The sequence below is a fragment of the Deinococcus sp. YIM 134068 genome, from assembly GCF_036543075.1.
GTDB classification, from domain to species: Bacteria; Deinococcota; Deinococci; order Deinococcales; family Deinococcaceae; genus Deinococcus; species Deinococcus lichenicola.
This window is the reverse complement of the sequence record NZ_JAZHPF010000004.1, coordinates 171,016-190,338: the sequence shown is the minus strand read 5'-3', so window position 1 is coordinate 190,338 and position 19,323 is coordinate 171,016. Positions and strand designations below refer to the sequence as shown.

The 19,323-nt window shown below is 69.0% G+C and carries 22 protein-coding genes; 3 read left to right on the top strand and 19 right to left on the bottom strand.

Features of this window, described 5'->3' with window-relative positions:
* Positions 1-64: 64 nt before the first annotated feature.
* The 3 genes from V3W47_RS06565 to proB all read right to left on the bottom strand — a co-directional run bounded on the left by V3W47_RS06565 (position 65) and on the right by proB (position 2,856).
* A complete protein-coding gene (locus V3W47_RS06565; RefSeq protein WP_331824387.1) occupies positions 65-343 on the bottom strand; it encodes a hypothetical protein in 279 nt (92 codons plus the stop codon).
* A gap of 59 nt (positions 344-402) precedes the next feature.
* Positions 403-1,683, bottom strand: a complete 1,281-nt coding sequence (locus V3W47_RS06560; RefSeq protein WP_331824386.1) for a glutamate-5-semialdehyde dehydrogenase — start codon at positions 1,681-1,683, stop codon at positions 403-405.
* Positions 1,684-1,764: 81 nt separating this feature from the next.
* Positions 1,765-2,856 (bottom strand): glutamate 5-kinase, encoded by a 1,092-nt coding sequence (proB, locus tag V3W47_RS06555; RefSeq protein WP_331824385.1) that lies wholly within the window; start codon positions 2,854-2,856, stop codon positions 1,765-1,767.
* 181 nt (positions 2,857-3,037) lie between these two features.
* Between proB and V3W47_RS06550 the strand changes: the two genes are divergently transcribed.
* On the top strand, positions 3,038-3,361 hold the full coding sequence (locus V3W47_RS06550; RefSeq protein WP_331824384.1) for a hypothetical protein: 324 nt from the start codon (positions 3,038-3,040) through the stop codon (positions 3,359-3,361).
* Between the two features lie 12 nt (positions 3,362-3,373).
* Here the strand turns inward: V3W47_RS06550 and tilS are convergent, their stop codons facing one another.
* Positions 3,374-4,969, bottom strand: a complete 1,596-nt coding sequence (gene tilS, locus V3W47_RS06545) for a tRNA lysidine(34) synthetase TilS (protein ID WP_331824383.1) — start codon at positions 4,967-4,969, stop codon at positions 3,374-3,376.
* A 35-nt stretch (positions 4,970-5,004) separates the two neighbouring features.
* Here tilS and V3W47_RS06540 point away from each other — a divergent pair, with 35 nt between their 5' ends.
* Positions 5,005-5,472: a peroxiredoxin gene (locus V3W47_RS06540; protein ID WP_331824382.1), complete on the top strand. Its 468-nt coding sequence runs from the start codon at positions 5,005-5,007 to the stop codon at positions 5,470-5,472.
* 51 nt (positions 5,473-5,523) lie between these two features.
* On the opposite strand, the gene V3W47_RS06535 is transcribed toward V3W47_RS06540, so the two are convergent.
* The 5 genes from V3W47_RS06535 to V3W47_RS06515 all read right to left on the bottom strand — a co-directional run bounded on the left by V3W47_RS06535 (position 5,524) and on the right by V3W47_RS06515 (position 9,979).
* Positions 5,524-5,943 carry a hypothetical protein gene (locus V3W47_RS06535; protein WP_331824381.1) on the bottom strand — a complete coding sequence of 140 codons (420 nt, stop codon included), beginning with the start codon at positions 5,941-5,943 and terminating at the stop codon, positions 5,524-5,526.
* Positions 5,944-5,964: 21 nt separating this feature from the next.
* Positions 5,965-6,453: a Panacea domain-containing protein gene (locus V3W47_RS06530; RefSeq protein WP_331824380.1), complete on the bottom strand. Its 489-nt coding sequence runs from the start codon at positions 6,451-6,453 to the stop codon at positions 5,965-5,967.
* Positions 6,454-6,631: 178 nt separating this feature from the next.
* On the bottom strand, positions 6,632-8,002 hold the full coding sequence (locus V3W47_RS06525) for an acetyl ornithine aminotransferase family protein (protein WP_331824379.1): 1,371 nt from the start codon (positions 8,000-8,002) through the stop codon (positions 6,632-6,634).
* Between the two features lie 23 nt (positions 8,003-8,025).
* Positions 8,026-8,538, bottom strand: coding sequence for a DUF4274 domain-containing protein (locus V3W47_RS06520; RefSeq protein ID WP_331824378.1), 513 nt, complete (start codon positions 8,536-8,538; stop codon positions 8,026-8,028).
* Positions 8,539-8,548: 10 nt separating this feature from the next.
* Positions 8,549-9,979, bottom strand: coding sequence for a KamA family radical SAM protein (locus V3W47_RS06515; protein ID WP_331824377.1), 1,431 nt, complete (start codon positions 9,977-9,979; stop codon positions 8,549-8,551).
* 153 nt (positions 9,980-10,132) lie between these two features.
* On the opposite strand from V3W47_RS06515, the gene V3W47_RS06510 reads away from it, so the two are divergent.
* On the top strand, positions 10,133-10,594 hold the full coding sequence (locus V3W47_RS06510; RefSeq protein WP_331824376.1) for an Lrp/AsnC family transcriptional regulator: 462 nt from the start codon (positions 10,133-10,135) through the stop codon (positions 10,592-10,594).
* 21 nt (positions 10,595-10,615) lie between these two features.
* Here the strand turns inward: V3W47_RS06510 and V3W47_RS06505 are convergent, their stop codons facing one another.
* The 10 genes from V3W47_RS06505 to V3W47_RS06460 form a co-directional block, all read right to left on the bottom strand.
* On the bottom strand, positions 10,616-10,810 hold the full coding sequence (locus V3W47_RS06505; RefSeq protein WP_331824375.1) for a hypothetical protein: 195 nt from the start codon (positions 10,808-10,810) through the stop codon (positions 10,616-10,618).
* Between the two features lie 206 nt (positions 10,811-11,016).
* On the bottom strand, positions 11,017-12,027 hold the full coding sequence (trpD, locus tag V3W47_RS06500) for an anthranilate phosphoribosyltransferase (RefSeq protein WP_331824455.1): 1,011 nt from the start codon (positions 12,025-12,027) through the stop codon (positions 11,017-11,019).
* A gap of 49 nt (positions 12,028-12,076) precedes the next feature.
* The gene (locus V3W47_RS06495) at positions 12,077-12,703 is read right to left on the bottom strand and encodes an anthranilate synthase component II (RefSeq protein WP_331824374.1); all 627 of its coding nucleotides are present in this window, start codon (positions 12,701-12,703) and stop codon (positions 12,077-12,079) included.
* Positions 12,700-13,089 carry a tautomerase family protein gene (locus V3W47_RS06490; RefSeq protein WP_331824454.1) on the bottom strand — a complete coding sequence of 130 codons (390 nt, stop codon included), beginning with the start codon at positions 13,087-13,089 and terminating at the stop codon, positions 12,700-12,702. The genes V3W47_RS06495 and V3W47_RS06490 overlap by 4 nt, the downstream gene beginning before the upstream one ends.
* Positions 13,089-14,540: an anthranilate synthase component I gene (gene trpE / locus V3W47_RS06485; protein WP_331824373.1), complete on the bottom strand. Its 1,452-nt coding sequence runs from the start codon at positions 14,538-14,540 to the stop codon at positions 13,089-13,091. Before trpE ends, V3W47_RS06490 begins: the two co-directional genes overlap by 1 nt.
* A 181-nt stretch (positions 14,541-14,721) precedes the next feature.
* Positions 14,722-15,324 carry a PepSY-associated TM helix domain-containing protein gene (locus V3W47_RS06480; protein ID WP_331824372.1) on the bottom strand — a complete coding sequence of 201 codons (603 nt, stop codon included), beginning with the start codon at positions 15,322-15,324 and terminating at the stop codon, positions 14,722-14,724.
* A 19-nt stretch (positions 15,325-15,343) separates the two neighbouring features.
* Positions 15,344-15,910 (bottom strand): DUF2271 domain-containing protein, encoded by a 567-nt coding sequence (locus V3W47_RS06475; RefSeq protein ID WP_331824371.1) that lies wholly within the window; start codon positions 15,908-15,910, stop codon positions 15,344-15,346.
* 112 nt (positions 15,911-16,022) lie between these two features.
* Positions 16,023-16,994, bottom strand: coding sequence for an FAD:protein FMN transferase (locus V3W47_RS06470; RefSeq protein WP_331824370.1), 972 nt, complete (start codon positions 16,992-16,994; stop codon positions 16,023-16,025).
* A 14-nt stretch (positions 16,995-17,008) separates the two neighbouring features.
* The gene (locus V3W47_RS06465) at positions 17,009-17,278 is read right to left on the bottom strand and encodes a hypothetical protein (RefSeq protein ID WP_331824369.1); all 270 of its coding nucleotides are present in this window, start codon (positions 17,276-17,278) and stop codon (positions 17,009-17,011) included.
* Positions 17,275-19,293: a 1,4-alpha-glucan branching enzyme gene (locus tag V3W47_RS06460; protein ID WP_331824368.1), complete on the bottom strand. Its 2,019-nt coding sequence runs from the start codon at positions 19,291-19,293 to the stop codon at positions 17,275-17,277. Before V3W47_RS06460 ends, V3W47_RS06465 begins: the two co-directional genes overlap by 4 nt.
* Positions 19,294-19,323 lie beyond the last annotated feature (30 nt).

The window sequence follows — 19,323 nt, the reverse complement described above, 5'->3', positions numbered from 1 at the left end:
ACTCGCTTCAACAGGCTCCAATTCCTCTATAGGTGTCGGGGCCTGTTGCTCACTTGGGGACGATTCAACTGCCGCTGGGGTCGGGACGGCTTCTGCTCAGGAACTCGAACGATTTGATCCAAGCCGCCTCGAACTCTTCTTTAGCAATCGGCGCACAGTCGGCGCGTCCCTCGTCGTCGTAAGCCGGGGACTCTCCGCTCAGGTCAAGCGGTTGATCAGTCAGCAGCCCCCAATCGTGGGCCGAATTGATGGACCACTTTCGGCGCTCCTCCGTGTAGCCCGTACCATCGCGCAGAATGATACGAATCTGCCGGGACGGGTACTCGCCGACATACTCGATCAATTCTTCCGTCTCTTCTTGCCCTGTGTCCCCGTGCGTTCGGAAGTAGCGCAACCCCCTGCTCACCCCCGCACCTGCCCCTCCCCCCGCACCACCCACTTCGTCGTCGTCAGCTCGCGCAGGCCCATCGGTCCGCGTGCGTGGAGCTTCTGGGTGCTGATGGCGACCTCCGCGCCGAGGCCGAGTTGCCCGCCATCGTTGAAGCGGGGGCTGGCGTTCACCATGACGGCGGCGCTGTCCACGTCGGCCACGAAGCGTTCAGCCTGTGCGGGGTTGCGCGTGAGGATCACGTCGGTGTGGTTGCCGTGCGCGGCGATGAAATCCAACGCCTCCTCCAGCCCGGCGACCGTGCGTATGCTGGCCGTCAGGGCGAGAAACTCGGTGCCGTAGTCGGACTCCTGGGCGGGTTCGACATTGACTCCAGCGGACTGCAACGCGGCGAGGGCCGGAGAGTCGGCGCGCAGGGTGACGCCGTGTGCCTGAAGGTCATGGGCGATGGCAGGGAGGGCAGTCAACGCCCCCTCGTGGACGAGCAGCGTGTCGAGGGCGTTGCACGCGCTGGGCTTCTGCACCTTCGCGTTGCGGATGAGAGCCACCGCCCGCGCTACGTCCGCCGGGTCGCGGGTGAAGCTCTCGTCGAGGTAAACGTGGACGACGCCGATGCCGCCCACGATGACGGGGACGGTGGCGTTTTCCACGCAGTAGCGGTGCAGCCCGGCTCCGCCGCGCGGGATGATCGCGTCCACGAGGTCGTCCAGCCGCAAGAGGTCCAGCATCCGCTCGCGGGCGGGGTCGCGGATGACCTGCACGGCGTCGCCCGGCAGACCCTCGGCCTCCAGCGCCGTGCGGAGGGCAGTCTCCAGCGCCCCGTTGCTGTGAACCGTCTCCTTGCCGCCGCGCAGGATGGCCGCGTTGCCGCTCATGAGGGCGAGGGCGGCCACGTCCACCGTCACGTTCGGGCGGCTCTCGTAGATCACGCCGAGGACGCCGAGGGGCACCCGCAGACGCAAGACGCGGATGCCGTTGGGCCGGACCTCCTCCGGGGTCGCCTCCCCCACCGGGTCGGGCAGCCCCGCGACGGCCTCCACGTCGGCGGCGATGGCGGAGAGCGAGGCCGCGTCGAGCTGCAACCGGGCGACCATATGAGTGGGCAACCCCGCCCCCTGCGCCGCCGCCACGTCCCTCTCATTCGCCGCGAGGATGTCCGCCTCCCGCGCCCGCAACTCCCGCGCGATGGCGAACAGGGCCGCCGCCTTGCGCGCCGTGGGCAGCGAGCGCAGCACCCGCGCCGATTGCCGCGCCCGCACGCCCATGTCCCGGACGGAGAGGGTTTCGGTGGTCATGGGGGAAGGGTAGCAGGGGCTTGTGGCCTGTCGCGCATGGCTTGTAGAGAGAAGACGGGTGGGAATCTCAAACCGCCCCTCCTACAGCCTCACCAGGTCGTCCCGGTGGACCGCCTCCGGCCCGTAGGTGAAGCCCAGCACGCCCTCGATGTCGCGGGAGTGCCGCCCGGCGATGCGGGTGAGGTCGGCGGCGCGGTAACGGGTGAGGCCGCGCCCGATCTCCGAGCCGCCCTGGTCGAGCAGGCGGACGGTGTGCCCGCGCTCGAAGGGACCGTGAACGGCGGTGATCCCGGCGGGCAACAGGCTCCCGCCCCGCTCGCGGACGGCGCGGGCGGCCCCGTCGTCCAGCGTGACGCGCCCGGTGGCGATCTCGGCGAGAATCCAGCGTTTGCGGGCCTCCAGGCGGGACCCGGCAGCGTGAAAGCGGGTGCCCAGCGCCTCTCCCCCGACGAGGCGGGCCAGCGCCCCCCCCGCGTCCCCCGGCGCGATCACCACAGGCGTTCCGGCGCGGGTGGCGATCTCGGCGGCCTGAATCTTGGTGTGCATCCCGCCCGTGCCCCGGTGGCTGCCCGCCCCGCCCGCGAGCGCCCAGACCTCGGGGGTGACGCGCTCCACTTCGGGGATGAGGGTCGCGCCCGGATGCGTGCGCGGGTCGGCGGTATAGAGGCCCGGCGCGTCGGTGAGGATGACGAGGAGGTCAGCCTCCACGAGGTTCGCCACGAAGGCGGAGAGGGTGTCGTTGTCGCCCACCTTGAGCTGAGCGGTCGCCACCGCGTCGTTCTCGTTGATGATCGGCAGGACGCCGCGCGTGAGGCAGCCGTCCAGCGTCGTCCGGGCATTGAGGTAGCGGGTGCGGTCGCGGAAGTCGTCGGCGGTCAGGAGGACCTGCGCGACGGGCACCCCGTACAGGTCGGCAAGCATGGCGTAGGTGTGCATCAGCCGCCCCTGCCCGACCGCCGCGAGAAGCTGCTTTTCGGCCAGCGTGCGGTCGCGCGGCGGGAAACCCAGCGCCTCCCAGCCCGCGAGGACCGCGCCGCTCGTGACGAGGACGACCTCGTGCCCGGCCCCGCGCACCGCCGCCACGTCGCGCATCAGGTCCACCAGCCGGGGACGGTGCAGGCGGTCCGTGCCCGCCGTGAGGACGCTGGTGCCGAGCTTGAGAACGACGCGCATGGGGGACAGGATAGGGGGCGGAGAGTTAGACCACGACCTCTCCAGCCTAGCGAACAGGCTCCTGACGTGGATGACACGGGGAACAAGTCCGTCTTGACCCTCCCCTGACGGATGGTTGACCATGCGGACGGACGATGAGGGCACGAACATTCACCCCCACACCCCACCCACCGGAGGCCACATGCGAACCCGACGCCGCTCCCGCTCCGTCCTCACCTTCCTGTCTGCGCTCGTCCTGCTGGCCCTCTTCCTCTCCGCCGACCGTTGGGTGGAAGTGGGGCTGATCTTCGCGCTCGGCTGGCCCCTGCTCATCGCCCTGAATGTGTGGGAGCGGCGCAGGAACGGCGCGTTGGTCGGGTCGAATGGTGGCTGGAGGTCGTCGGGGCCGGTGTGGTTCGGGAGTTCGTCTTCCGGAGATGTGGGGAGCGGGTGCAGTTCGGGCAGTTCGGGTGGTGGAGAGAGCGGAGGGTGCGACGGCGGCGGTGGGAGTGGAGGCGGCGAGTAGGGGCGGTCCGGCTCACCTCTCCCGCAGCGCCCGGAAGCTCTCGCGCAGCAAACGGGCCGCCTCACGCTCGCGGACGCCGCCCGTGATGCTCGGCACGTGCCCCCAGTGGTGGGCGAGAAGGTCGGTGACGCCGCCGAGCGCCCCGGCCTTCGGATTTCGCGCTCCGTAGACGATGGCCCCAACGCGCGCTTCTATTGCCGCGCCCAGGCACATCGGGCAGGGTTCGAGCGTGACGACGAGGGTGCAGTCCGTCAGGTAGGGGGTGGCGAGGGTGGCCGCCGCCTCCCTCAGCACCGCGAGTTCGGCGTGCTGGGTCATGTCGCCCGCCTCCCGGCTGGTATTGCGCCCGCGTCCGATCACCGACCCGTCTGGTCCGAGGACGACCGCGCCGACAGGAACCTCTCGGGCAGCGGCGGCTTCCTGAGCGAGCGCGAGGGCCTGTCCCATCGCCACATGCCACGGGTCCTCCGGTCGCCCCGCCGCCTCCCGCGCCCCCACCGCCCACAGGGGAGGACGCAGCCCCACCCACTGCACCTCTCCCCCGGCGGCGAGGAGCGGCACCCGGTCCCGGTCCTCGCGGGGAACTTGTGCGTCTGTCAAAACGTCGCTGAGTTTCCGCGTGCCGCCCGGAAGCCGGATGCGGTCGCCGTCCCGCCGCGTGCGGAGCGTCCAGCCGTCCGGGAGAGGGAAGGTCGGGCCGGGCCAGTCCTGCGGTTCGAGGTGCAACCGCCCACCCGTCACCGTCACGTCCCGCGCGCCGGGGAGGGTGACGTGGGCGGTCGTGTCCTGCCGCAGCGCATCCACCAACCTGGAGACGTGTTCGGCGTGGTAGGGCAACCCCGCCTCCGCCAGTGCCCGCACGACATACCGGCGCAGGACGGCGGGCGGCTGAGCGTGGAGAGGCGCGTGGCTGGTGACACGGGCCGCCCTCGCCATCAGCGCCTCGTCGTCCTCCCCGGAGAGGGTGGCGACGCGGGCCAACGCAGCCTCAGCTTCCGGAAAGCGGGCGGTTAGCACGGGCATCACCTCCGCTCGCAGCCAGGCGCGCGTCCGGGTCGGGTCGGCGTTCGACGGGTCCTCGCGCCACTCCTGACCCAGCGAGCGCAAGAACGCCTCCACCTCGTCACGGGGCACATTCAGCCAGGGGCGGCGGACTCGACCACGGACAGGAGGAATCCCGCTCAGAACCGCCTCGCCGCGCAGCAGGCCCATCAGCACCGTCTCCGCCTGATCGCGGCGGGTGTGGGCAGTCAGAATCGCCTCCGCGCGGTGCCGCTTCGCCACCCGTCCCAGGAACTCGTAGCGCACGCGGCGGGCGGCGTCCTCCACATTCCAGCCGCGCCGGGCCGCGACCACCGCCACGTCCACCCGCGCCGTCTCGAACGGGACGCCCTGCGCCTCCGCGAGTTGGCGCACCCAAGCGGCGTCCTCCCCCGATTCCGGGCGCAGGGCGTGGTCGAGGTGGGCGACGACGGGCCGTGCCTCCGCGAGGACGAGCGCCCGCAGAAGCCCCACACTGTCCGCGCCACCGGACACGCCGACGACAACCGTCTGCCCCCCGAACACACGCAGGGGCAGGGTGAGACCGGACACCGGGGGGCGGGACACGCGGGCATTGTAGGGGCGGGCCGTAGAATCGGGCCATGAGTCCCCAACTCGGCCAAATGGCCCCCGACTTCGACCGCCGCAGCGACGACGGGCGCTCCGTCCGCCTCGCCGACCTGCGCGGGCGCTGGGTGGTGCTGTATTTCTACCCGCGCGCCAACACGCCCGGCTGCTCCATCGAGGCGCAACGCTTCGAGGCCGCCCTCCCCGAGTTCGAGCGCCTGAACGCTACCGTGGTCGGCGTCAGCACCGACACCGAGGCGCGGCAGGCGAACTTCCGCGACACCTGCGGGCTGAGCTTCCCCCTCCTCCCCGACGGCGACCGGACGCTGAGCCGCGCCTACGGGGTGATGGGGGGGCTGGGCGGTCTGCTCGGTCTGGCGTCGCGCGAGACCTTCCTGATCGACCCGGAGGGCCGGGTCGCCCACCACTGGCGCGGGGTGAATCCGGCCACCCACACCGCCGACGTGCTACGCCACCTGGAGGGGATGGCGGCGACGGCGTAGGGCGAGGGTCGCCAGCGTCCAGTCGCCGGGAGAACCGGAGCGGCGGACCTTCTAACCCAAACGGTCGTCCGGCATCTGCGTCGTTCTCTCCCACTCGCGTTCGGGGGGCTGGGGGTAGAGCCAGCGGAGGAAGACGAGGAAGAGGCCGATCACCGTCGCCGTGCTCGTCGTGAGAAAGGCGATGATGACCCCCGCCTCCAGCCGGAAGGGGCGGCCCAACAGTGTGCCCCACCCCACGGCCACGGTGAGGATCACGTCCGCGATCAGCCAGATGGTCGCCAGGAAGAAGACCGCGAAGCCCACGAGGCCGCGCCACCGCTGCTGGGTGCGGACCTCGTTGAGCGTCAGGGCCTGCCGCTGCCGGAGATAGTCCTCGTCGGCGCGGTGGCGGCGCTCGGCTTCCAGGCCGACCTCCACGCGGGCCTGAATGGCGCTGATGGGCGTGGCCGGGTCGGGCCGGGGTTCGGGCATGGGCCGCCTGATGGGACGCGCCTACGCGGTGCGGGAGAGCGCCGTGTAGTACTCGCGCGTGACCTCGTTGGGAATCAGGTCGCTCTGTCGCCCGTACACCTGCGTCCACGGGCTGCCGTCGAGGTGCGTCAGGCGCGAGAGTTCCTCGCCGTCCATCCGCCCGTAGGTCGTCCACACGCTGCGGATGACCTCCTGCGCGGCCTCGTCGCCGCCGAGGTCCGGCTCGCCCGACGACACGGAGAGCGGCTCGGCGATGGGGGTACGTCCCCGCCCGCCCCAGTGGTCCCACAGCCGCCGCACGATGGGGCCGCGTTGCCAGGCGTGGACCGTGTTGTAGATCAGCGGGCGGCCCAGCAGCGCCAGCGTCCACCCGTGCGCGATGTACACGAGCTTATGCACCTGCATCTGCGTCAGGGAGCGCCCCTCCGCCCGCGCCAGCGCGAGGAAGGCGTTCGCCACCACCTCGGCGGCGTACCCTACTTTGGTCGGATCGTCGATGGTGACGTTCAATGGCGGCCCCCTTTCTGGTCACAGCGTAACACGGGAGGAAGGGGAAATCCTTGTTCGATGCGGCGGGCAACCCCTCAGTCAGCTTCGCTGACAGCTCCCCTCAAGGGGAGCCTGAATAGCTTCTGCGTCCCTTTAAGGGGGCGGAGGGGTCGCCGTGGGACCAACTCCAGCTCACGCTCTACAACGCCGCCAGCGCCTCCCGCATGATCCCCAGCCCCGTCTCCGCCTCGTCGCGCGTCAGGATCAGCGGCGGGCTGACGCGGATGACGGCCTCGCCGCAGTCGAGGTTGAGGAGGCCACGCCCGAACATCTCCAGACTCGCGCGGTCCCGGAGCTTGCCGTCGGGCCGTCCGTCCGGTGTGACGAACTCCAGGCCGATGAACAGCCCCTCACCGCGCACGTCGCCCAGGAAGGGAAAGTCGGCCTGCATCTTCCGCAGTTCGGAGAGGATATAGCCGCCGACCTCGCGCGCATTCTCCAGCAGGCTCTCGCCGCAGCCGGGGTGCTTCACGACGCCTTCGAGGAGGTCGAGGGTGGCATGGGCCGCCGCCGCCGCGACCGGGTTTCCGCCGAACGTCGAGCCGTGCGAGCCGACGGGCCACGTCATCACGCTCTCTTTGGCGAGCATGGCGCTGATGGGCAGGCCGGAAGCGATGCCTTTGGCGAGGGTCACGATGTCAGGCTGAACGTCGCCGTCCTGTTCAAACTGCTGGAACGAGAACATCTTCCCCGTGCGGCCCATCCCCGCCTGTACCTCGTCGAAGATCAGGAGGATGCCGTGCTTGTCGCACAGGTCCCGCAGCTTCGGCAGGAAGTCGCGCGGCGGCACGATGTACCCGCCCTCGCCCTGCATCGGCTCGATGATGAAGGCGGCGACCTCATCGGCGGGGATGACCGTCTGGAACAGCAGTTCAACGTGATCGAGGACGGCCTGCCCGCATGTTTCCGGCGTGCTACCGAGCGGCGGGCGGAAGGGATTGGGGTACGGGACGTGCGAGACGTTCGGCAGCAGCGGGCCGAAGCCGCGTTTGTACTTCGTCTTGCTGCCCGTCAGCGTGATCGCGCCGTAAGTCCGCCCGTGGAAGGACCCCAGCGTGGAGATGATATGAGTGCGCCCGGTGTGATTCCGCGCAAGCTTGACCGCCGCCTCCACTGCCTCCGCTCCTGAATTGCCGAAGAAGACGCGCCACTTCTCGCCCGGACGCTCGATGTGCTTGACCAGTCTCTCGGCCAGACTCGTCGTGATCTCCTGCGGGTAGTCGGTGAGGCAGACGTGCGAGAAGCGCGTGACCTGCTCCTGCACGGCCCTCACGACATGCGGGTGCGCGTGCCCGGTCGTGCTGACGGCGATGCCCGCGAAGAAGTCGAGCATGGTGTTGCCGTCCACATCGGTCAGCCACACGCCCTCGCCGTGGTCGGGAACGAAGGGATAGGGCCGCATGTAGGAGGTGGAGAGGTGCCGGGCGTCGCGCGCCATGATCTCGGCGGTCCTGGGGCCGGGGAGGGCGGTGCGGAGGAGGGGGAGGCGGGGTTTGGGGAGGGTGGTCATGGGGACTCCTAATTTTGAAGAGGTCAGCCTTCTGGAAAGACAATTTGAGCGATATGGGGAGGCAGGCCCTCAACCCAGTCATCTGTTAGCCCCACGACATCAACTTGCCGCCCCGGAACAGTGTTGAACATAACTTCTGGGATACAAGTATTGGTGTTGGCTTCTTCCGTCCAGTCGTAGCCGGGAAGTGCTGGATCGCCGATTGGTGCCGGGTCATTCTTAGGATCAAATTCTATTTCTCCTTCGGCATACTGGCGGCTCAGATATAATTGCTCTATGGTTTTAACGACTGTATAAATCTCGCGCGCCCACTCAGGCGTGTCTTCAACAACCGAAAATTGGCAATAGTATTGAGGCTCCAAACGCCAGTAGAGCGCGAGAGCCACCGATCTAGTACATTTCTCATTCGTCGCCATCCACTTAGTAACATCAGGATTAAAATCATAGTTGCTGCTACATACAAACAGCAGCCACTCCTGCTCCGATGCCTGAGTTAGCCACTGTATAGCTTCTATGGTATAGGTATCTTCTTCCACGGCCTCAACCTCAATCCCCGCTCACCGTCTCCCGCACCTGCGCCGTCCCGTCCGGCGCGGTGTCCGTCACGGCCCCACCCTGTCCCACCCCATACGCCGCCCACTTGTCCTCGCGGCTGTTGAGGCGGTGAACCGTCGCGCCGGGGCGGTTGCGGCTCTCGGAGAACTCCTTCGGCTCGATGGAGATGCGCTCGCCTTCCATCAGGCCGTAGATACCGCTCTGGCCGGGTTCCTTGCGCTGCCAGTCGTCGGGCACGGCCATATCCGGCCCCGCATAGTCGGTCGGCTCGGAGTAGGCGGCGATGTAGCCCTCGAAGTTGCGGAGGATGAGCTTTTCGGGCGAGTGCGACAGGACGTAGTTGGGCGCGACCGGAATCTTGCCGCCGCCGCCGGGCGCGTCCACCACGTAGGTCGGGATGGAGTAGCCGCTGGTGTGCCCGCGCAGGCTCTCCATGATCTCCAGGCCCTTACTTACGGTGGTCCGCAGGTGCCCGGCCCCATGCACGAGGTCGCATTGATAGATGTAGTAGGGCCGCACCCGAATCTTGACGAGTTCGCGCAGGAGCTTTTGCATGATCACGGGATGGTCGTTCACGCCGCGCAGCAGGACGCTCTGGTTGCCGAGGGGCACACCTGCGCGGGTGAGGCGGTCACACGCCTCGGCCACCTCCGGCGTGATCTCCTTCGGGTGGTTGACGTGGATGTTCATCCAGAGGGGGTGATTCTCGGCCAGCACGTCGCACAACTCCTGCGTCACGCGCATGGGCATGAACACCGGGACGCGCGTGCCGATGCGGATGATCTCGATATGTTCGATCTTGCGGAGTTCGGAGAGGAGACGGCCCAGCACCTTCGGGGCAAGGGTGAGGGGATCGCCGCCGGAGAGGAGCACGTCGCGCACTTGCGGCGTGTTTCGCAGGTAGTTCAGTTGTGCCTCGTACTCGGCGGGGTTGAAGGTCTCGGCGGGGTCGCCCACGATGCGCGAGCGGGTGCAGTAGCGGCAATAACTCGCGCACTGGGTCGTCACCAGCATCAGCACCCGGTCGGGGTAGCGGTGGACGAGGCCGGGGACGGGGCTGTGCTTGTCCTCGGCGAGCGAGTCCTCCATCATCGCCGTGAAGGGTTCGAGTTCGTGGTGGGTGGGGATGACCTGCCGCCGCACCGGGCAGGTGGGGTCCTCGGGGTCCATCAGCGAGGCGAAGTACGGCGTGATATCGAGGCGGAAGATGCCCTCCGCCGACGCGCCCGCCCGCTCGGACCCGGTGAGGCGGATGACCTCCTCCAGCTCCTCTACAGTGTTGATGCGGTTCTTGAGCTGCCACCTCCAGTCGTACCACTGCTCGTCGGGCACGCCTTGCCACTTCGGCGCGCGGTGATTACGGGGCAGCATCCCCTGCGACCGGACGGTTGCCTGTGGGTGCAGTTTCGTAGGGCTGGGCATCCGGGCCTCCTGTAGGAACAACGGTGGTTTACAGACCATTGTTTCCATTTGGCAGGAGGTTTGGAAGGCCCGTGGGCCGCTCAGACGCCATGCCCGAACGCGTATAGAACTATCAAACGCCACCCACGACCTTGCAATTGATAAGATGCCCGCATGAAGCAGCACGGCGGCAGCCTCGACCCGCTCGATCACCGCATTCTGGAGGAACTTCAGACCGACTCGCGCCTGAGCATGAGGGAACTCGGACGGCGCGTCGGCCTTTCTGCGCCCGCCGTGACCGAGCGGGTGCGGCGGCTGGAGGACGCGGGCGTGATTCTGGGCTACGGGGTGCGGGTGGCGAGCAAACCGCTGGGCCGCACGATCACCGCCTTCATCGGCGTGCAGGACTCCGGGCGCAACGACCCGACGCTGGTGCGGTGGGCGAAGAAGCATGACGGCGTGCTGGAGTGCCACAGCGTCACCGGGGACAACTCGTGCATCCTGAAAGTCGCCGTGCCCGACGTGGGGGCGCTCGAAACCATGCTGAGCGACCTCATTGCGATGGGCTTTACCTGCGACACGAGCATCGTGCTGAGTACGCCGCTGGAGGGGAAGGTGCTGCTGCCGCCGAGGTGAGGCGGGAGGTGAGGCGTCTTCTCAAAGCTCACCAGCCAGCCCGTTGAGCAGCCACCGGATAAGCCACACCGCACCCGTGGACATGAGGGCCGCCACGAGCCAGTCGCCTTCGAGGGCGAACTGAAGGGGGATCAGCCATATGACCCCTATCGTGACGTAGAGGGCCACCGTCAGGAAGACGGCGCTCGGCTTGGACCGGAAGCGCCTGTAGATCACGAAGGAAAGCCCAGGGTCAGGCAGGAAAGGCCTACCATTCCACGCAGATACCGCAGGTTCTCGACATGGAGCCACTCAAGAATCTGATCCCACATCTGCATCCACCCCCACCGTACAATCGGTACTGTATGACTTGAGGAGGTACACAGCCGGAGAAATGCGGTACGTCCCCTCGCCCCCACGCCCCTCTCCAGCATTCTCCTTCCTCAGTCCGCCCGCCGCCGCGTATGCACCGCATACCGCTCCAGCAGGTCCCACGCCGCGCCACTCGCCATGACCTCTCGGGCCTGGACCACGCCCTCCCGGATGGTGCCCACCCGTCCCGCCGTCCGCAGGGCCGCCCCCGCGTTGAGCGCCACGATGTCCCGCTGGGCCGGAGTGCCGCCCCCCGTCAGCAGGGCGCGGGTGATCTCCGCGTTCTCGGCGGGGGTGCCGCCCACAATGGCCTCGCGGGGGTGCAGGCCCAGCCCTGCCTCCTCCGGGTGGAAGGTGCGGTCGATCACCTCGCTGTCCCGCAGGCCGGTGACGGTGTTCTCGCCGCAGACGGTGAACTCGTCCAGCCCATCGCCGTGAACGACGGTCGCGCCCCGTGCCCCCAGTAGCCGCAGCACCTCCGCAAGTGTGCGCGTCAACTCCGGCTTGAAGACGCCGACGACGAGGTGGGTGGCCCCAGCGGGATTGGAGAGCGGCCCGAGGATATTGAACACCGTGCGGGCAGCGAGGTCGGCGCGGACGGGGGCGGCGTGCCGCAGCGCCGGGTGATAGTTGCGCGCGAACATGAAGCCGATGCCGAGGCGGTTGATGCCCTCGGCCACGACCTCCGGGGAGGCGTCGAGATTGACGCCGAGGGATTCGAGCACGTCCGCGCTTCCCGCCCGGCTGCTCGCGGCGCGGTTGCCGTGCTTGGCGACCGTCACGCCCGCCGCCGCGACCACGAAGGCGGTCGTCGTGGAGATGTTGAAGGTGTGCGCCCCGTCGCCGCCCGTGCCCACCACGTCGAGAAGCACGTCGCGCGGCTCGACCTCCACCCGGACCGCGTGTTCGCGCATGGCCTGGGCAAAGCCCGCAATTTCCTCCGGCGTCTCGCCGCGCACCCGCAGGGCCGCCAGCGCCGCCGCGAGGCGCACGCCGCTCACGTCGCCGTCCATGACCTGCCGCATGAAGGCCGCCGCCTCGGGCTGGGTGAGGACTTCGCCGTTCATCAGGCGGGCGTGCATCACGGGGCCACCAGCTTCCAGCGGCCAGCGACCAGCGAACGGCGCGAAGTCACGCGGTCTCCTTTTGAATTTGCTTCCGATGCTCGCGCACCACGCCCAGGAAGTTCCGCAGCATCGCCATCCCGCCCTCGGTGGCGATGCTTTCCGGGTGAAATTGCACGCCGAAGACGGGGTAGTCGCGGTGGCGCAGGGCCATCAGCACCTCCTCGGCGGGGTCGGTCGTCCACGCCACGGGCACGAGTTCGGGTGGCAGGTCGCGCACGACGAGGGAGTGGTAGCGGGTCACGCGCACATCATTGCCGAGGCCCGCGAAGAGGCCGGAGCCGTCGTGCCGCACGAGGCTCGTCTTGCCGTGGACGGGCAGCACGGCCCGCCCGACGCTGGCCCCGAACGCCTCTCCGATGCTCTGGTGGCCGAGGCAGACACCGAGCGTGGGGAACTGCGGCCCAAGTTCGCGCACGACCTCCACGCTCATCCCCGCCTCCAGCGGCGTGCAGGGACCGGGGGAAACGACGATGGCGTCGGGGTTGAGAGCGCGCACATCGTCGAGGGTAAAGGCGTCGTTCCGCCATACCGTCAGGTCACAGCCCAACTCGCCGAAATACTGGACGAGGTTGTAGGTGAAGGAGTCGTAGTTGTCGATGAGGAGGATTCGGATGGGGAGGGGCGTGTTCACTTGTTGACCTCGTAACTCAGTTTCAGCTCGTCGCCGAGTTGCCCACGAATGCCCCAACGACTTGGGGGCGTTTCGAGCAGCACGATTTCCAGATCGTTGGGATGAAGCCCGGCGGCAAGCGTGACCTCGCTTTGCAGGGCGCGGAGAAAGGCCCGCAGGGTCTCCGGCGTGCGTCCCGTGAACAGGTGGATTTCGAGGATGGTGTAACGGGAAGTCCGGTCGGCAGGGTGAACAAAGTTGGCCTCATCCAAGGGGAAGAAGCGGTGAAAACGCTTGTCGTCTGGCAGCCCCAGCGTCTGCACGGCGGCGCGGTGGATAGCGTTCGACAGAGTTTCCCGGTATTCAGCGAGGTGGGCCGCGTGACCGTAAATTTTGACCTGGGCCATCACAGCCCCCCCGCCGCCATCTCCACCGCCCGCATCAGCGCCGCCGCTTTATTCCGCGTCTCCAGTTCCTCGCTCGCCGGGTCGCTGTCGGCCACGATGCCCGCACCGGCTTGAATGTGGACCCTCCCACCCGCAATCACCATCGTCCGCAGGGTGAGGGCCATGTCGAGGCTGCCATCGAAGGCGATGTAGCCGAACGCGCCGCCGTAAGGGCCGCGCCGGACGGGTTCGAGTTCGTCGATGATCTCCATCGCGCGAATCTTGGGGGCACCCGACACCGTGCCCATCGGCAGGACGGAGGCGAGGGCGTGCAGGGGCGTCTGGCCGTCCCGCAGCTCGCCCGTCACGGTGGAGACGATGTGCATGACGTGGCTGTAGCGTTCGACCGAGAAGGCGTCCCGCACCCGCACCGTGCCGTAGCCGCTCACCCGCCCGAGGTCGTTGCGCCCGAGGTCCACGAGCATCAGGTGTTCGGCCCGCTCCTTCTCGTCGGCGAGGAGTTCGGCGGCGAGCGCCTCGTCGGCCTCGGGGGTGCCGCCGCGCGGACGGGTTCCGGCGATGGGGCGGGTGACGACGCTGTGGCCGTCGCTCCGCAGCAGGCTCTCGGGGCTGGAGGCCACCAGCGTCACGTCCCCGAGGGCGAGGTAGCCGAGGTAGGGGCTGGGATTCACCCGCCGCAGGGCGCGGTAGAGGGCGAAGGGGTGTGTTTCCAACTCCGCGCTGAAGCGTTGCGAGGGCACGACCTGAAAGATGTCCCCGGCGCGGATGTACTCCAGACTTCTCTCCACCGCGTCCATGTAGCCCTGCGGGGTGAAATTGCTCGTGAAGTGGGGGGCGGAGGTCGGCTCGCGTCCGGGCACCTCGCCTTGCAGGGGACCGCGCAGGCGGGCGGTCAGCTCCCCCACGGTCGCGTCGGCCTCCTCCTGGCGCTCGGCGGTGGCGACGGCGATCAGGCGGTGGCGCAGGTGGTCGTAGATCACGACTCCCTCCGGCACGATGAAGAGGGCGTCGGGCACGTCCAGCTCGTCGGGGTTGGTGTCGGGGAGGCGTTCGTAAGAGCGGATGAGGTCGTAGGCGGCGTAGCCGACCGCGCCGCCGACGAAGGCGGGCAGGCCGGGGGGCAACGGGGCCGGGCGAGTCGTCGCGTGATACAGCCGGGCGAGGGGGTCGGCCTCCGGGCCGTCGAAGCTTCCGAACGTCCCGGTCGTCGTCACCCGCCCCCCCCGGAACGTGAAGCGCCCCGATTCGCCCACGCCGATGAAGGAGTAGCGGCCCAGTTTCTCGCCCGCCTCCACGCTCTCCAGCAGGAAGCTGGCGGCGTGCCCGCGCGCCACCTTGAGGTACGCGGTGACGGGCGTATCGAGGTCGGCGTTCAGCTCGTGGACGGCGACGGCGAGGGACGGGCGGGGCAGGGACGGGGACTGGGTGGGGGCTTGGGCGGTGCGGGTCATGCGGCTCCTGGGAGAAAAACAAAGAGGAACGCGCCCGGTGGAGGAGGGTCCACCTGGGCGCGTCCGGCTTGCGGGAAGAAAACGGCGCGGGTTAGGCCCAGGGGAGACTGGGCCACCACCACGCGCCGTTCACGGTCATGGGGGGAGCATAGCGCGGGCGGGGGCGGCGGCTCAAGCCCGGTCAGGTGATGGCGAGCCGGGCGAGGACCACGACGAGCGCCCCGGCGGCCAGCATCGCGGCCAGCGCCTTGACGCGGGTCTTCCTGAGATACAGCAGGATGCCCAGGCCAGTCAGCGACACGACGGTCAGGAACACGCCGCTCACGTCGATCAGCCACGCCCACGCGCCGCCCGAATCGCGGCCCCGGTGCAGGTCGTTGAGAACCGCCACGGCCCCCTGCGCCTCCACGTTCAGCGTGTAGCGCCCGGTCGCCGTCTCGATAAAGGCGTCCGCGCTGTAGCCCGGCGCGCGGAAGGACAGGCTGGCCTCCTCGCCGTCCACGCGGGTATCCCCGGCCCGGCCCTTCACTCCTTGCTGGGCGCGCAACTCCTCGGCGACGAGCAGCCAGTTCACCTCCTCGCCGCGAATCCACCCGGCGGGCAGGGTGCCCGTCACCTCCCGGCGTGTCTCGGCCCCGCCGAAAGCCCAGTCGGGGTGGTTGAGGGTGATGCCCGTGAGGCTGAAGAACAGCACCACGAGGAGGCTGATCATGCTCGTGTAGGTGTGCAGCCAGCGCAGCCAGACGTGGGTTCGGGCACGGAGAGAGCGGGGACGGCGAACCACCGCTGGACGGACGGCAGCTTCAGGCTCTGCCGAAAGAGACACTCGCCGCCTCGATGTCGTTGTCCGCCGTCAACGTCTTCTTGAAGGCGGTGGCGGCCACCGTCACCTTCTCCCGGACGAGGCTGTAGGGGCCGTGTTCGCGGGCGGTCTCGATGCACACGTAGTAGTCGCCCTGCGGGACGAGCGCACCCCGGTCGGTCTTGCCGTCCCAGGCGACGGCGTACGTGCCGGGGTTGCGGGTGGCGCTGCTCACGGTGTCCACGAGTTCGCTGTTGGCGCGGTACCAGCGGCGCAGGTCGGGAATCCAGCGCGGCCCAGGCCGACTCGTCTGCACCCAGACGGTGAGGGTGCGGACGGACTGGCCCTGCCCGTTCTCGATCCACACGGCGACGTAGGGACGCTTGACGCGGCCCCCCGCCTGCGTGGCGACCGTGAAGGAGATGTCCAGCGCCTGCCCCGCCGCCCACCGCTTTGTCGTGGCGGGCGTGGTCGCGGCGGCCCCGGCGGGCACGACGCGGGAGAGCAGGAGGGCGGCCCCGGCGGTGGCGAGCTTGCGCAGGGCGGAACGGCGGGTGTCGTGGGTCACGGTCGGGGTCTCCTGGGGCGGGCGTGGGGGAGGGGGACGTGCGGCCTTGAGCCTGCCGTCTTGCGGGCGGACAAACCGTGTCGCACGTTGGACTCCCCCGGTTAGAGGGGTGTTAAGAGGCAGCGACTTCTAGCCAACTCCCGCTGCGGTGCCGCCCACCGTCCCGCGTGACGATCAACGCCGCCGCGCCGGGGGTGGCGTCGGCGAGGGCCAGTCCCCCCGGCACGTCCAGCACGCTGAGGGCCGTGGCGAGCGCGTCGGCGGTGAGGCAGTCGGGGGCGGTGACGGTCACGCCGGGCACGCCTGATAGGGGCCAGCCCGTGCGCGGATCGAGGAGGTGGGAATACCACGTCCCCCCAACCCGGTAGCCGCGCCGCGCGTCCCCGCTGGTGGCGAGGGCACCGTTCCGCACATGGACACGGCACAGGGGCGGCAGGTCGTCCCGCGCGCTGAAGGGGTCAGCGACGGCGACCGTCAACCCGGTCCCACCGAGGGTACGGAGGTCGCCCCCGACGTTGACGAGGACGGCCCGCACGCCCGGCAAGGCGAATGCGGCCTCGGCGGCCCGGTCCACGACATCCCCCTTCGCCAGCGCGTTCAATCCCAGCGGAGATGTGGCGTGAAGAGTGGCCGTGTCGTCCGGGTAGAGGGTCCACGGCGCTTCCCGCAACCGCCCGGCGAGGGCCGCAAGCTCGGCGGCGTCCGGCCCACTCCCTGTCCCCTCCGCCCGCCCCCACAGCTCACCGAAGGCGTCCGCGCCAGGGTGAAATGCGCCTCCGGTCGCCTCCCGCCAGTGGTCCGCCGCCCTCAACACGCGCAGGAGGTCCAGGCCGAGCGCCACCCGCTCACCGGGCCGGGCCTGCCAGCGCCGGAACTCGCTCTGCGAGTCGAAGCGGTTCAGCACGAGGGTCAGGCGGTCGATCTCGTTCAGCGCGGCGCGTTCGGCCTCTTGCGCCTGAGCGCGCGTGTCCGCCACGACCTGCATCTCCAATTCCGTGCCCAGCACGCGCTCGTAGACGTTGCGGAGGCGGAAGGGCGGGACCAGCCGCCGCACCAGCCGGGCGAGGAGGGAAGGGGTGCCCACGCTCAGGCCCGGTCTCAGGCGGGGGGCCGACTCGACGCCGCGTAGAACAGCAGCCCGATCAGGATGAGGTCCAGCGCCCAGCTCGCCGGACGCCGCAACTCGGGATTCCGCCGGGCGCGCAGGAGTTGCACCCCCAGCCGCGCCACGAGGAGGACGACCACGAGATACGGGCTGGGCAGCGGACCGCCGAGCAGCGGCAGCAGCAGCAGCACCGCGACGAGCGCCAGCAGCACGAGGCTGACGGCGGCCAGCGCGTCCGGGCGGGGGCGCTCCGGTCCGGTCAACGGTCGTCGCCGGTGGGGGGCGTGACGGGCGGCGAGGTCTCCTTCAACTCGGGGTCGGCAACTTCCTCGCGGGCCTGGGGTTCTGGCGTCTGGCCCTTCGTCTGCCCCTCGGTGGGCACCTCCTCGGTCTTCCCCACCGGCTCCAGCACGAGCACGCTGGTGGGCGGGAGGTTGAGGCGCAGGTGGTACGGCTGGCCGTTCCAACCTTGCTCCTTCGTGGTCAGGTCGGGCTGCTGGGTCCCGAAGCCACCGTACTCGCCGTCGTCGGTGGAGAGGAGCATCCGGTACTCGCCCGCCTGGGGAACGCCGACCGGGTACAGGTCGCGGTACACCGGGGTCAGGTTGGCGACGACGAGGCTCCAGGCCGTCCCCTGCGGATCGCGGCGGATGTAGGCGTACACGCTGTTGTCGGCGTCGTCGCCGCTCACCCACACCTGCCCCTCGGACCCCACGTCGCCCGTGTGCCAGTCGGGCCGCCCCACGTACAGCTCGTTGAGCCGCCGCACGAGGTTCAGGATGCCCCGGTGGTCGGGCACGTCGGCGAGGTGCCAGGGCAGTTGCCCCTCGTGGTTCCACTCGGTCGGCTGGGCGAACTCCTGCCCCATGAAGAGGAGCTTCTTGCCCGGCGTGGTCCACATCATCGCCAGGAAGGCGCGGTAGTTCGCGCGCTGGGCGTACCAGTCGCCCGGCATCTTCATGATCATGGACTTCTTGAGGTGGACGACCTCATCGTGGCTGATGGCGAGGACGTAGTTCTCGGTCGCGCGGTACACGTTGAAAAAGGTCAGCGCGTGGTGGTGGTACTTGCGCCACAGGGGGTCCTCCTCGAAGTAGCGCAGGGTGTCGTTCATCCAGCCCATCGCCCACTTGTAGTCGAAGCCCAGGCCGTGCGGCGTCGGCGTCGTCACGCCGGAAAAGGCCGTGCTCTCCTCCGCGATGGTGACGCTGCCGGGAGCCATGTGGTGCGTGACCTCGTTCAGCCGCTTGAGGAAGGCGATGGCCTCCAGATTCTCACGCCCGCCGTGGATGTTGGGCACCCACTCGGTCCGCGAGAAGTCGAGGTACAGCATCGAGGCCACCGCGTCCACCCGCAGCCCGTCGATGTGGAAGTCCTGGAGCCATTTGAGCGCCGAGCCGATCAGGAACATCACGACCTCGTTGCGCCCGTAGTCGAAGATGTAGGTGTTCCAGTCGTTGTGGAAGCCCTTGCGCGGATCGGCGTACTCGAACAGCGGCCCGCCGTCGTAGTGTGCCAGCCCCACCTCGTCGGTCGGGAAGTGGCCGGGCACCCAATCGAGGTACACGCCGATCCCTTTCTCGTGGAGGTGGTTGACGAGGTACTTGAAGTCCTCCGGGCTGCCCATCCGGCTCGTCGGGGCGTAGTAGCCCGTGACCTGATAGCCCCACGAGCCGTCGAAGGGGTGTTCCATCACGCCCATCAGCTCGACGTGGGTGTAGCCCAGGTAGCCCACGTACTCCGCGAGGCGGTGCGCGAGGTCGCGGTAGTTCAGGAACCAGCCGTCCTCGCGTCGCGCCCACGACTCCACGTGGACCTCGTACACGGAGATGGGGCGGTCGTATCCGGCCCGCCGCTCCTGCATCCAGGTGTGGTCCGTCCACGTAAAGGGCTGGTCCCAGACGATGCTCGCGGTGAGGGGCCGCACCTCGAAGAAGCTGCCGTAGGGGTCCATCTTGTCCACGGTGCGCCCGTCCGCGCCCGTCACCCGGAACTTATACCGCTGCCCGTGCCGCGCGGCGGGCACGAACGCCCCCCAGTACCCGAAGTCCAGCCGCTCCATCGCGTTGTCGAAGCCGTTCCAGCCGTTGAAGTCGCCCACCACGCTGACGTGTTGCGCGTTCGGTGCCCACACGGCGAAGCGCACGCCCTCCACGCCGTCCTGCGTCACCGGATGAGCGCCGAGGAGGTGATCGGGCCGCACGAGGTCCGCCGTGGCGAGCTTTTGCAGATGGCCGTGGTCGAGGGGCAGCACACCCGGCGGGAGCAGGTTGTTCATGAGACGAGTCTACCGGGTGGGGTCGGGAGG

Excerpts from the sequence above, each read along its gene's own strand:
- V3W47_RS06560 (WP_331824386.1), bottom strand. The coding sequence starts at position 1,683 with ATGACCACCGAAACCCTCTCCGTCCGGGACATGGGCGTGCGGGCGCGG.
- proB (WP_331824385.1), bottom strand. The coding sequence starts at position 2,856 with ATGCGCGTCGTTCTCAAGCTCGGCACCAGCGTCCTCACGGCGGGCACG.
- V3W47_RS06550 (WP_331824384.1), top strand. The coding sequence starts at position 3,038 with ATGCGAACCCGACGCCGCTCCCGCTCCGTCCTCACCTTCCTGTCTGCG.
- V3W47_RS06540 (WP_331824382.1), top strand. The coding sequence starts at position 5,005 with ATGAGTCCCCAACTCGGCCAAATGGCCCCCGACTTCGACCGCCGCAGC.
- V3W47_RS06535 (WP_331824381.1), bottom strand. The coding sequence starts at position 5,943 with ATGCCCGAACCCCGGCCCGACCCGGCCACGCCCATCAGCGCCATTCAG.
- V3W47_RS06525 (WP_331824379.1), bottom strand. The coding sequence starts at position 8,002 with ATGACCACCCTCCCCAAACCCCGCCTCCCCCTCCTCCGCACCGCCCTC.
- V3W47_RS06515 (WP_331824377.1), bottom strand. The coding sequence starts at position 9,979 with ATGCCCAGCCCTACGAAACTGCACCCACAGGCAACCGTCCGGTCGCAG.
- V3W47_RS06510 (WP_331824376.1), top strand. The coding sequence starts at position 10,133 with ATGAAGCAGCACGGCGGCAGCCTCGACCCGCTCGATCACCGCATTCTG.
- trpD (WP_331824455.1), bottom strand. The coding sequence starts at position 12,027 with ATGCACGCCCGCCTGATGAACGGCGAAGTCCTCACCCAGCCCGAGGCG.
- V3W47_RS06490 (WP_331824454.1), bottom strand. The coding sequence starts at position 13,089 with ATGGCCCAGGTCAAAATTTACGGTCACGCGGCCCACCTCGCTGAATAC.
- trpE (WP_331824373.1), bottom strand. The coding sequence starts at position 14,540 with ATGACCCGCACCGCCCAAGCCCCCACCCAGTCCCCGTCCCTGCCCCGC.
- V3W47_RS06460 (WP_331824368.1), bottom strand. The coding sequence starts at position 19,293 with ATGAACAACCTGCTCCCGCCGGGTGTGCTGCCCCTCGACCACGGCCAT.